A 12,957-nucleotide genomic window follows, 5' to 3' on the forward strand; every position below is an offset into this window, starting at 1 on the left:
ATGGATACCACTCAGTCAAAACGATTTCTAAATTGCATTATCAAGCACGTATTACATTAGTGGGTTGCCCATTGAGGAAATGAGCAATGTTTTCACATACTGTATTTAACAAGCGTTTTCTCGCTGCAACCGAAGCCCAAGCAATATGGGGTGTAATGATGCAATTGGATAACCCAATTAAAGGGGCATCAATACTTGGAGGTTCTTGGCTTAAAACGTCAAGGTAAGCGGCACTGATCTGCTTTGCTTTTAACGCATTTGCCAAGGCTGATTCATTAATCAAACCACCGCGCCCGGTATTAATGAGAACGGCTGTAGGTTTCATTTGTTTCAACGTATCACTGTTAATAATATTTTTTGTAGACTCCGTTAATGGGCAGTGCAAACTTAAAACGTCGCTTTGTTTCAGAAGGTCTGCGAAGCTCACCCAGGTTGCTAACTCATCGTGAAAAGGGGTCGGCTTGTGCGCAATGATGTTCATTCCCAAAGCGTTAGCCACCAAAGCCACTTTCTGGGCCACTCGACCATAACCCATTAATCCTAAAGTCAATCCAGCTAATTCGGTTATGGGATTTAACCAATACGCGAAATAAGGCTGGGCTTGCCATGCGCCATCCTGGATGGATTGATTATGAGCTTCAACACGGTTGGTGTGAGCAAGTAATAAAGCAAGCACGTGTTGCGCCACACTGTCGGTACTGTAATCAGGGACATTCGTCACAACAATATTATGTTTTGCAGCCGCCTTGACATCAATATTATCCACGCCAGTAGCCATTTCGCCGATATAGCGAAGGAATGGAAGTTTACCAAAATGCTCTTCCGTTAACTTCGCTTTATTCGTAATAATAATTTCAGCCTTACTCGCACGTTCTATAATCAGTTCATCAGGCGTTTTATCATAAAGACGAACTTCACCTAAGTCATAAAGAGCATCAAGGCTTAGACCATCGCTAATTAATGGCTTAGAATCCAAAACAACAATATTATTTTTTTTCATGATGAGTCGTTCCTCAAGCTAAATCTGCAAGGGTAGCCTGGTTGCTTGCAATCAGGGATTATTAAATGTTACTTGCAAAAAAGAATAGAGCGTTATACTCCTGGTTGCAAGCGATTGAATCTTACACACAACCTGTTTAGCTCTACTCCCCTCCGTCCCGCTGCTTTGTCCGCGGGATCCAGAGGAACAGAGCTAAGCAATAGACCCGCGGACAAGCCGTGGGGCGTAGATAGAGTGTGATCAAGAGACAGTGGCAAGCGACCAGGCTACCATTCATTCTAATCCAAATTTCATTTTCGCGTTTATTAATCCCCATTCATTTTTTATTCTAAAATCATAGTTAAGATAGTTTGCTCACAGCACATGGAGATATTATGACGCATTCTAGAATGCCCGTTTTATTTATCGGGCATGGAAGTCCTGTCAACGCGATTGAAAACAATCCATTCACAATAATACTTAAGAAATTGGCAAAAACATTAGCTCGTCCAAAGGCAATCCTTTGTATTTCAGCTCATTGGCTTAGTGCTCGTACATGGATTACCCACACCTCATATCCTAAAACAATACATGATTTCCACAAAGGTCCCCCTGAATTATTTACAGTGAACTATCCTGCTCGAGGTGCTCCAGAATTAGCAGAGAAAATCAAAGCAGCAATTCAAACACCGAATATTCAACTTGATGAACATTGGGGTTTTGATCAAGGTATTTGGATTGTATTAATTCATATGTATCCTGATGCCGATATCCCCGTTATTCAACTGAGTATTAATATGGCAGAACCAGCTGATTATCATTTTGAGGTAGGGCGTCGTCTTAAACAACTGCGTAATGATGGAGTGCTTATCATAGGCAGTGGAAATATTGTCCATAATGACAAAATGATCGTTTGGGATAATCAATATGCGCCCCCCTATCCCTGGGCAATTGCATTTGATGAACAAGTAAAACAATGTATTATCCAACGAAATTACAAACCTCTGCTCGAAGAATTACTTTTTACCGAGGTAGGTCGGTTAAGTGTTCCTGCTCCGGACCACTACTTCCCTTTACTTTATGTTTTAGGAGCTTCCGATTCGAGTGACTTACTACACTTTGAATTTGAAGAAATTCAATTTGGCTCGGTTTCCATGCGATCCTTCAGCTTAGGTCGTTAATAATCAATAATTCTACGATGAGTGACTTTGGAACACGCTGGACTTAACATCTCTCTGCACTTTATATTTAAGAAGTTGAAAACACTAACTCCTATTTGTTGACTTGTACTTATCATTTCATTCATCTATTCTTATCTAGCTGTTACTAGCTGTTAAATTAACTAGCTGTAAATAATATGGAGATTAAAAATGGATAAGCGAAGTTTAATTCTTGCCGCTACAGCTGCAGCCTTGTTTACTTCAGGGGTTTATGCCTCTTCCACACCCGACAACAATATGGGTAATTCTAACTCACCTATCAATTTAGCAAAAAACAATTGCAATGGTAAAAATCATTGTAAAGGTAAAAACTGCTGTAAAGGTCATCATAAATGTAAAGGAACTCAAAAATGCAAAGGCCACAATAGCTGCAAAGGGACCAATAAGTGTAAAGGTACTAACGTATGCAAAGGCACTAACAGCTGCAAGAGTGACCACAATAAATGCAAAGGAACAAACACATGTAAAGGTACTAATAGTTGCAAAGGTACCAACAGCTGCAAAGGAAAAAGCAACTGTAAATCATAAGGTCTTAAAATTGATGTCTCCAACGAGACATCAATTCCCTTCCCTCCCCTTTTAGGAACAGTAAACAGATGGAAAAAAACACCCAAACTCATTCTAAAAAATATTCGTCACTAGGAATGGGACTCGGTTTACGGGCAGAACATTACCAGTATATTTTGGAACATAACCCACCTATAGAATGGTTTGAGATTCTCACTGAAAATTATTTGGTGGATGGGGGAAATCCTCTTTATTATTTGGATAAAGTGCGTGAAAACTATCCCATAGTGATGCATGGGGTATCGCTATCAATTGGTAGCACCGACCCTATTAACATAGAATATTTAACGAGAGTTAAACACTTAGCAGACAGAATTCAACCCAAATGGATTTCTGATCACTTATGCTGGACGGGTGTGCATCAACGTAATATTCATGATTTATTACCCCTATCTTATACTGAGAACACCATAGCTCATGTCGTTGATCGCGTTAAATGGGTGCAAGATTTTTACCAAAGAAGAATACTACTGGAAAACGTATCCAGTTATATTACGTACAAAGAATCTGAAATGACTGAATGGGAGTTTCTCTCTGAAATAGCTCATCGCGCAGATTGCCTGATTTTACTGGATCTAAATAATATTTACGTCAGCTCCTATAATCATGGCTTTAACCCCGAAACATATTTGAACCATATTCCAGTTGACCGCGTTCAACAATTTCATTTAGCGGGACATCTGAATTGTGATGATTACATAATTGATACACACGATCATCCGGTTATAACTGAAGTCTGGGACCTATACAGCCAAGCGATTAAACGATTTGGGGAAGTATCTACGATGATTGAACGTGATGACCATATTCCCCCCTTTGAAGAGTTATGGCAAGAATTAGAATATGCTAAAAAAATTAAGCTAAGTTGTTTATCGAACGAAAAAACGGGTTTAGCACATGAAACTATCTGAACTACATACATTATTACAGAACTCTATCCTGACTTCTGAGCCTCTTATTAATCCTCATCTAGATGCACCACCTAAAGGCTCTGTTGCAGATAGAGTAGCCATCTACGCCAACGGCTTTTATGGTCGGCTTGAAGAAGCATTAATGAGCGACTACAGCTCGTTAGCTGAGCTGATGGGTGAGGATAAATTTAGCGAAATGAGTCGAAGATATACTCATTCATATCCCTCGTACAACTATTCGCTCAATAACTTCGGGGAAAATCTTAGCCAACTTTTAACTGAAATGTTGCCCTATAAGAAAAAACCTTATTTAGCTGAAATTGCCGCATTTGAATGGGCAGAATATCAAGCGGTTGTTGCTCAGGATGCAAATTTATTATCTGTGGCTGATTTGCAATCTTTACCATTAAATCAATGGCCTGAGATGAAATTTCATTTGCATCCATCATGTAAAATCGTTGCAATGTATTGGAATAGTCTTTCTCTTATTAATGCCTTACGCAGTAATAAACCCATTCCCAAGCCTAAGAAACTTACAACCCCAAAATATGTCATGGTTTGGCGTCGTCAGCTTGATGTACGATACCGCACGCTAGAACCTTTAGAACTAACGATGCTCAATGCAATAATACAGGGATCATCATTCGTGAATATTTGTGAAATTTTAAGTCATCACCTACCTGAAGATGAAGTAGCAAGTTATCTTGTCAGTGAATTGCATGCGTGGATTCAGGAACATTGTTTTATAAATAAAGCAATTGCAATTGACCTAACTGTAAATCCAGCTCATTGAGCAGCAAACTAGCAACTGTCTTGAATTCGCAATTCAAGACAGTTGTACTCGATCTTAAATGGCCCTATTGACTTTATCTTGTACAGGACTAACGTTTAATCTATACTTTTTATAGTTATACGGCTCGTGAAAGGAATCTTAAATGTCTATTTCAAAAAAACCGCTTCATATCGATATACCGGTCAAACTCAAAGAAGTAAAAGCAGTTTTTAGTGTGGGGTCTTTGGTATTCGAAGGTGATCTGCCCGCAGCGATTTTCCATATCCAACTCATCGAAAATGACATTTCTGATTGGGGTGCCAAATCAGAAGTCATCGTTGTCTTTCACACCAATGCAGGGCATGTGGTGTTAAACGATGAAACGTATAATACCGAACGGAATATTGCGACAGGTAATCCTTATAAAGAACTCATTGCCGATCTAAGAAAGCGCGGCGTGCAAGTCGAACTATGTGGCGCTACAGCAACAGCTCACCATTGGGGGAACGCAGACTTGCTCCCCGGAATTAAAGTTACCACAGACGCCATGGCAAGATTGACACAACTCATGCAAGAGGGTTTCGTAAAGATCACGGAGTAAACGAGACTATTACGAACTAATCTCCATCTAGTGTAAGATGGGCTGATAACCCTGAGATATCCTCACTTTTTCAAAACTAAATTTCTCTCATTCCCCTACGTACCGCGCATAAAGCGCGGCAGGTAGGCAGCAAACGTAGCCTGAGCTGTTTAGCCCAGACTCTCTAAATACACATATCTATCTCATACGTGAACATCACCATATAACAATTCGCCAGTATACTCTGGTGAATGGAGACAGGCATATGCGACCCATACAAAGAACAGAAAAACGCATATAATAACTGCCCATCCAGGAATTGGCCCCAGTGCTGCATTTTCCACAATTCCAAAAAAAGACATGGCCATTTCCTGCCGCCCCCCTATAAGTTGTAGCTTAGTAGAAGATATTTTCAGGATCCATGCCATTAGCAAAATGAGAAACATCCAAACATAATTTCTGCGTAATCTCCGTGATATAGCCGCACCGTAGCTCATGAGAAATCGGGGTTCACGCAAGTCTTGTCCAAGGGTGTAAGCCCACGGCTCATCCATCGCCTTGGTTGCCATAAACATCGGAGCAAAATAATAACGTTCAATCATACGCACACGTGCTCTGTAAACATCAAAGAAGCGATATCGTCTCGATTCTATGAGAAGAAGTAGCAGAACCAGCAGCATTGCGAACAACAGCACGCCGTGGTGAGCTGCTGGGGTTGATAGAGACAGCGAAAGCATTGCAGCCGCAGCAGTAATAGCCCAGTTGGTTGTGCGATCAATACGGTCCCTCCATCCGGCCATCCGAGCAATTTCAGCCCGATGATAATGGGCCAGCACTGTGATGAATTCAGATGATGTTGTAGGAAGTGGAGGATTCAAACCCGCCATGGGCTGTTCACCCAATCGTTGTTTTTCGTGTTCCATACTACCTCCAAATAGGTGAAGGGTAGAGTTATATATCAAATTTCATTGATATAGTTCAGTTTTAACTTACAACTCTTTTGATATTATAGTAAAGAATACTCTTTCATTTATTTCTGGGAATCATCATTCTTGTTTTAAATTTTTTATATTCCATTCAAAACTGATTGTTCATTAATAAGAAATTGTTCAAACAACTGGTCGACGACGAGGTCACAATTAAACCATAGCAATCAATAAATAATCTTTTTGACAACATAATTCACATCATTATGCTAATATCTGAATAGCTCTAAACTTTAAGGAGAATGAAAATGAGTAAAAAAGGACCTATTTTATGCACAATACTACTTTTAGCTAGTACTATGGCACTTGCAGCCGACAACGACAATATGAATCAGTCTAATGGGGCAAGCCCTAGCACGAGTACTCCAACGGACAGTACTACAACATCCACTTCACCATCTACGGATGTAAACACTACTACGTCACCTTCGACGGATACAAATACGTCTACCCCTTCTACAAACTCAGACACAAGCTCTTCACCAGGTGCAGATACAAATGGTACTACTTCGCCATCCACAAATACAAATAGTACTACTTCGCCTTCGACAGATACTACTACCACCCCTTCTAGTACAAATACTTCTGTCACCCCTTCAAATAATGAGCAAGGGACAAGTAGCACTACAAATGTTAACCAATCTACAAGTAACGTGAATGCTACAGATGTAGATGTGGATGCAAATGTTACCGAAGTGAATGACAAAGTGAGCATTCAAGGTGTTACCACCGCCCCTACTTTTACTAATGTAGAGTTGCGTGACGGAGTATACTATTTGCCAGAAACCATCACTCCTGTTGGAGGATTTTACTTTTTAAACATTGATTCGACTGAACGTGTTTGTACTCTTAAAAAACTTAGAAAAGTAAAAGTACTCTCAACACCAAAAACAACCACTGTCATCCTAGGAAAACAAAGACATATTTTATATTGCTATGATAGAAGCTATTTTAATTTCTAACATTCCAACAAGTTCCAAATACTCACTCTTATAACTTTTAAATTTATAAGAGTGAGCCTTACTACACCCAATTCGTCCATCTAAAGTGTCTCTATTCTTTCCTAGAAAACAGCCTAAGACTCGTTTAAATGAAGCCCATGCAAAAAATGAGCGTAACTTGTTTATTTTTTTATAGATTGGACTCTATAATGAGTCATTATGTCACAATATGGGGCAGATACTATGGATAGTAAAATTGAAAAACAACCATTCACACTCACAATGTTAGGGACCCTTACTGACTTTACCCCGGAATTAAAACTAATACCCAAACCAACTCCTTACACTAAGGGAGCTAAAGTAAAAGATTACCCAAAAGGAGAGACATTGAGTGTCATCTCTTCTTTAATCAAAACAAAAATACCTGCGAAAATAACAAAAATAGATGCAAAAGATCCGTACCCATTGCAAGCTGATGAACTTACCGTAGTTAATGGGCCCAAAACCGATGGTGCGAATGTAGGAGAAAAAATTGGTTTGGGTCTTGCGGCAATTCTAAAAGCAATAGTTCGCGGACAAACTCCTATCAACATTATTGCCCATAGTAGAGGAGCTGTTGAATCCATTTTGATAGCCCATGAATTAGAGGCAATACAAACGATTATTACTTCATGCTCAACTTTTGAAGAAGTATTAAAACAGTTGTCCGAACAGCAAATTAAAAGACAAAAAGGTACACCTACAAATAATACTCCCGATATTATAGAACCCCTAAAATCCCAAATGAATCTAATACCTAAAGATGAACAGGAGCAATGGTTTAATAAGTTAAAATCATCGCTACCTGATGCCTCCATTAATTTTCTGGGGATCGATCCGGTTCCGGGCGATTGTTTTCCGATTACCTGGTATGACGAACGTTTTTTCACATTACCCGAAATCATTAAAAATACTGAATTAATTTATTATGCAAATGAACGTTCTGATTGGGGTTTTACGCCGATTTTTCCTGAAGTAATCTCCAAAGAAAAACAGAATTTTGTTCGCTATTCCATGCCCGGACATCACGGCACAGGTTCAAATGGAAATGATGGTTCTCAACAAGGAGTCATTGTCTCCCCTGATGGATATAAAACCACCCATGTGCAAAAATTAATGATATATAAAATACTTAATTTTTTAAGTAAGCAGGATGTAGCATTTAATGATGGTGCCCAGATCTTTCATCAATATACTGCTCTAGGCAGAAAATATTCAACAAACTCTAACGAACTGAAATCAATTAATGTGGCAGAACTCGACTTTCCTGATATCTTACGAAAACTTTATAGTGCGATTGCAAAAAATCAAATTGGGTATGATGCCTATAATTCAACCCATTATTCCTATATGGGACTCACCAAACAACGCAGAACTTTGCTTAAAGGACATACCTATGGATTTTTCAATGACATCTTTTCGAACTACTCTGGATATGTTAATGAAGAACATGCCTTATTAATGCAAGCCCATTTCTTTAAAATTTTTGGCCTTGATACAAAAAGAAAAAATCTCGCTGAGATGCTCGCTACTGCAAGAGTGGTCCTAGAAGAACACATTAAAAAAATCGCCGACAAAGAACCATCTATCCTAGATTCTGAAGTAACCCGCAAAACTGTGTCAGAAACCTTTGGCATAGTCATTCAACAGGTTAGCCAGCAATATTTAACTGATGATTGGACTTCTCTTGAAAAACAAGAAGAAAAAGAAATACTTCATCAAGGGATTATTGATATCTTAACTAAATTTCAAGAACTATCTGTATCCGACAATCTAACCATTAAGCAATTTGTGGTAGAACTTCTTAACTTAAGTTTCACCCGCATAAACCATACTTTAATGCTCCAAGCTCAAGGATTAGAAAAAGATTTCAATTGCTTGCAAGAATCTATAGATAATCGTTTAAGTCATTTTTTTAGTGCCTTGTTAATGCAAGCAAATCACAACGAAAGTACGCCTTCAGTTATTCTGGACGAAATTATAAACTCTGAAGAATATAAAATATTACCTAACCATCCCACAGCAATCAAAATAACTCATATCCATAAAAAATTGACTGGGAAAGGTTTAGAAAAATACAAGGTCGATGAACTTACCAAGAGCTATGAAGAGCAATTTGCTAATACTATTGAAGATTTCGCAAGACTGTATCAGCAAATACAGACTCTTCTCTTTGATCTAGCAGCAATGCGCTACATGGTTCCTAAGGAAAAAATTGAACTAGACGAATTGAACTTACTAAAGCAAGCTAATGGCTTAATTGCAACAGCTGCAGAACGATTTTATAAAGACAGACCCCAGGCGCTTCCCCCCATTGCAGAATCAGAGTTTATGAAATTGACAGAACAACATGCCATTAAGCATTTTGACATAGTCGATCGTAGGAAAGAAAAGAATAAAGAACCTGAAAAAGTAACTACAGAGACCACCAGTATTTTTTCAAAAACACTTTCTTTCTTTTGGAATCCCCTGAGTATGATATATGGTTCTCAAGTTACTTCCTCTGCTAACGGAGAAATTTCCCCCAAGGATGAAATCTCGTCGATTCTTAAATAGGATTAATTCAACATCATCAGGGGCGTTATACGAGTAAAAATGAAATACGAAATGTTTTACTCAAAACGCCCTTCACGACATATCATCGCCCAATCGCCCTCATTTCAGGACTTAAATTATGGTTCATAAACTCTGTTCCTACGAAGCACTATACAGTAATGATAAAATTTTCAATCGACACAGCGTACTCCCTCCCTACTCAACCAGTTTTTATGAATCAAAAAATCTGTATATAAACGCGCCTCCTCACTTCCAGGCTGTGGATGCCAATCGTAAGTCCATGCAACTTGGGGTGGTAATGACATCAGAATCGACTCAACCCTTCCTCCTGATTGCAAGCCAAAAGCTGTTCCCCTATCATAAATTAAATTAAATTCAGCATAACGTCCTCGTCGATATAACTGAAAACTCTTTTGTCTTTCTGTATAAGGCATGCCTTTTCGACGGAGAACGATGGGACAATAAGCTTTGGTATATTGATTTCCAACGGACTTTAAAAAATTAAAACTCTTTTCAAATTCCCACATATTAAGGTCATCAAAAAATATTCCTCCAATACCTCGGGGTTCACTTCTATGTTTAATGAAAAAATAATCATCACACCATTTTTTATAGCGCGGATACACATCATTACCAAAATCATCACAAGCTGCTTTGGCCATAGTGTGCCAATAAGCACAATCCTCTACGAATCCATAATAAGGCGTTAAATCAAAACCACCACCAAACCACCAAATAGGTTCAGCATGCTCCTTAGTGGCTATAAAAAAGCGAAAATTAGCATGAGATGTGGGCACATAAGGATTAATTGGATGGATAACAATTGAAACACCAAGAACTTCAAACTGATAGTCACTAAGTTCAGGACGTTTTTCCGTAGCTGAAACAGGCAAACTCTTACCCTTAACATGCGAGAAATTTACCCCACCCTTTTCAAAAACATCACCATTAGACATCACACAACTTGTCCCATATCCTAGAGTCGGATCCTCCCAATAATCGGAAATGAAGTTAACCTTATCATCTATAGCAAGAAACTCATTGCAGATTGATTTTTGTAATTCAACTAAGTAGGTTTTAACCTGAGTGATTTGATTCATGATAGCTCTTAGTATCCTAAATATGCTTTATTCGAATTCTATGAGCCGATAAAATTTATCGCCTTGATCTACATCATGGAAAAAATTTGTATTCTAAAATGCATTTGCGATTTATAATGTAACTTAAGCATTACTTGTCTGTATGATAGTTCTGATATGATAAACTTCGATAATAATCATCCCACCTGTGAACATTGCACCTTTTCTCCTTTTTGCATCACCGAAGAAAAAAATTCACGATGGATAAAACAAATTAATCGTGCAGTAAAACAACACTACCATCTAAAAAAAAATGAAGTCTTATATCTTCCTCAGAATGCCTTTAGAAACATATATGCAATTCAGCATGGAAATTTAAAAACATATCAAGTCGATGTGGATGGAAATGAATTAATTCGTGGATTTTATTTTTCTGGTGAAGTCCTTGGTTTTGAAGCAATTTACACGCAACATTACCTTTTTTCAGCAGTGGCATTATCTGATAGTGTTATTTGCGAAATTCCTTATGATAATTTCCTAGAACTACTGCATTTAAGCCCGTCTCTGCAAAAACATATTTTATATTTAATGAGTCAACAACTAAATATAGGATCTTATTTGTTTTCAATCACAGCAGAACAACGACTTGCCGCTTTTCTTATTGATTTATCCTACCGGTTAAACCCCTCCGAAATGCAACCGACTTTTCTACTGCCTATGTCTCGTCAAGATATCGGTAATTATTTAAGACTCACAGCAGAAACCATTAGTCGCCTTCTCTCTCAATTTAAAGCAAATAAAATTATTGCGATTGATCATAAGCAAATTCAATTTTTGCAACCCGAAAAATTAAAACTTATTGCTGATATGAACGACGATCGTTGCAAAAACGTAAAATAGTATCCATTCGATTTCACACACTTACCTCTCCTTCACCGCACAGTAGAGTTCCAGAGGGGATCTATGTACTTTTCCATGATCTAGATCAATGTCATATAAAAAAAAATAATTAAAATATCTGAAAAAAAAGAGCATAGGTTGCATCAATAACACTAAGTTAAGCTTATTCTCCTAGGGCCTACGTTCCGCGACTTGTTCGCGGAAACCAAGGAATGTAGGTTTCGTGGATCCCGCGAACAAGCCACGGACGTGGGTAGAAAGGAAATATGGAAAAACACTCTTAACTTAGTAACATTATAGGTTGCATCATTTGCTTTATACCGACCATTTTAGACGCTGTATAAAGGTAATTTCCTATGAAAACCACTAAATCAGATAAGTTATGGAAGCAAGTTAAGGGAATAAAATCATCAGTCGCCCGTTCCATCATACCGAATGAATGTTATAAGCAGTCACAGATCAAGGCTCTATTTTGGTATTTTTTTGATTTAGCACTGTTTTTGTTTGGGTTTTACCTGATTTTTTTTAGTGTTCATCTGGAATTAAAACTAACAGGCGGTTTGATTGCAGGTGTCGCCACGGCAATGATGTTTGTTTGGGCACATGATGCAGCACATGGGGCACTTTTTAAAAACAGTACCATTTCTGAGGTACTTGGAACAATAGCGATGTTACCCTCATTAAATATTTATCGAATGTGGTCCTACGGTCATAATAAAGTGCATCATGGATTCGCCTCTTTTTCTCCAATTGATTGGATATGGCGTCCTCTTACATGTACTGAATATCAATCGCTCTCTATTTTTCAACGCGTACTTTATCGCATAGAGCGCTGCTTTTTCACTTGTGCGTTCCACTATTTACGCCGGATTTGGTGGGAGCAAATGCTATGTTTTAATCCTGGAAAAGATAAACAACAAAGCCGATATTATCGAAATGGTAAACTTATCGTGCTGTTTTATGGGTTAATGATGTCCATTTTGGCATATGTTTTTACGGGAGGTATCGTTGGAATTGCTATAGCCGTTATTTTGCCGTTCATTATCTTTAATTATTTTATCGCGATAATTATATATCTGCATCATACTCATCCCGATGTCCCTTTCTTTGATTTAAAAACTGAATGGTCTCATTCTGTGGGCGCCTTGTATTGCAGTACTGTTATCCATTCCTCAAAAATATCCAGGGTATTATTACATAACATAATGATACATATACCCCACCATTTAGATCCAAGAATTCCTTTTTATAACTTACCAAAAGCACATAAGGCATTAAAAGCTAAGTATGGTGAATATTTTCATGAATATCACTTTAAGTTGCGTTATGTGCTCAATATTTTCAAGAAATGCAAGTTATATGATTTTGAAAAAAAATTGTGGATGAGCTTTAAAGAAGCAATCTAACAGGGTGTTTCCAGAAGATTA

At 38.1% G+C, this 12,957-nt stretch carries 12 protein-coding genes; 9 read left to right on the forward strand and 3 right to left on the reverse strand.

All coding sequences use genetic code 11. The features are described from left to right. Positions 1-40: 40 nt before the first annotated feature. Positions 41-1,000 (reverse strand): D-2-hydroxyacid dehydrogenase, encoded by a 960-nt coding sequence (locus ACWTEW_RS26670; RefSeq protein WP_454781109.1) that lies wholly within the window; start codon positions 998-1,000, stop codon positions 41-43. A 374-nt stretch (positions 1,001-1,374) separates the two neighbouring features. Here ACWTEW_RS26670 and ygiD point away from each other — a divergent pair, with 374 nt between their 5' ends. The 5 genes from ygiD (at position 1,375) to ACWTEW_RS26695 (ending at position 5,050) form a co-directional block, all read left to right on the forward strand. After that, entirely contained in the window at positions 1,375-2,160 is a 786-nt protein-coding gene (gene ygiD / locus ACWTEW_RS26675; RefSeq protein WP_454781110.1) for a 4,5-DOPA-extradiol-dioxygenase, read from the forward strand. A 322-nt stretch (positions 2,161-2,482) separates the two neighbouring features. Continuing rightward, the gene (locus tag ACWTEW_RS26680; RefSeq protein ID WP_454781111.1) at positions 2,483-2,782 is read left to right on the forward strand and encodes a hypothetical protein; all 300 of its coding nucleotides are present in this window, start codon (positions 2,483-2,485) and stop codon (positions 2,780-2,782) included. 13 nt (positions 2,783-2,795) lie between these two features. Next, positions 2,796-3,677 (forward strand): MNIO family bufferin maturase, encoded by an 882-nt coding sequence (gene bufB, locus ACWTEW_RS26685; RefSeq protein WP_454781112.1) that lies wholly within the window; start codon positions 2,796-2,798, stop codon positions 3,675-3,677. Beyond that, entirely contained in the window at positions 3,664-4,470 is an 807-nt protein-coding gene (locus tag ACWTEW_RS26690) for an HvfC/BufC family peptide modification chaperone (RefSeq protein WP_454781113.1), read from the forward strand. Before bufB ends, ACWTEW_RS26690 begins: the two co-directional genes overlap by 14 nt. Positions 4,471-4,612: 142 nt before the next feature. Then, a complete protein-coding gene (locus tag ACWTEW_RS26695) occupies positions 4,613-5,050 on the forward strand; it encodes a DsrE family protein (protein ID WP_454781114.1) in 438 nt (145 codons plus the stop codon). Positions 5,051-5,232: 182 nt separating this feature from the next. Here ACWTEW_RS26695 and ACWTEW_RS26700 read toward each other — a convergent pair whose 3' ends face one another. Then, a complete protein-coding gene (locus tag ACWTEW_RS26700) occupies positions 5,233-5,952 on the reverse strand; it encodes a DUF2270 domain-containing protein (protein ID WP_454781115.1) in 720 nt (239 codons plus the stop codon). Positions 5,953-6,314: 362 nt separating this feature from the next. On the opposite strand from ACWTEW_RS26700, the gene ACWTEW_RS26705 reads away from it, so the two are divergent. Further along, complete coding sequence (locus ACWTEW_RS26705) at positions 6,315-6,977, forward strand: hypothetical protein (protein ID WP_454781116.1); 663 nt, start codon at positions 6,315-6,317, stop codon at positions 6,975-6,977. Positions 6,978-7,175: 198 nt separating this feature from the next. Continuing rightward, the gene (locus ACWTEW_RS26710) at positions 7,176-9,551 is read left to right on the forward strand and encodes a hypothetical protein (RefSeq protein ID WP_454781117.1); all 2,376 of its coding nucleotides are present in this window, start codon (positions 7,176-7,178) and stop codon (positions 9,549-9,551) included. A 170-nt stretch (positions 9,552-9,721) separates the two neighbouring features. Here the strand turns inward: ACWTEW_RS26710 and hemF are convergent, their stop codons facing one another. Further along, the gene (hemF, locus tag ACWTEW_RS26715; RefSeq protein WP_454781118.1) at positions 9,722-10,651 is read right to left on the reverse strand and encodes an oxygen-dependent coproporphyrinogen oxidase; all 930 of its coding nucleotides are present in this window, start codon (positions 10,649-10,651) and stop codon (positions 9,722-9,724) included. Between the two features lie 156 nt (positions 10,652-10,807). On the opposite strand from hemF, the gene ACWTEW_RS26720 reads away from it, so the two are divergent. Both ACWTEW_RS26720 and ACWTEW_RS26725 read left to right on the forward strand, forming a co-directional pair. After that, complete coding sequence (locus ACWTEW_RS26720; protein ID WP_454781119.1) at positions 10,808-11,530, forward strand: Crp/Fnr family transcriptional regulator; 723 nt, start codon at positions 10,808-10,810, stop codon at positions 11,528-11,530. A gap of 356 nt (positions 11,531-11,886) precedes the next feature. Next, positions 11,887-12,936, forward strand: a complete 1,050-nt coding sequence (locus tag ACWTEW_RS26725; RefSeq protein ID WP_454781120.1) for a fatty acid desaturase — start codon at positions 11,887-11,889, stop codon at positions 12,934-12,936. The last annotated feature ends 21 nt before the right edge of the window (positions 12,937-12,957 follow it).

The sequence above is a fragment of the Legionella stuttgartensis genome (genome assembly GCF_977063405.2).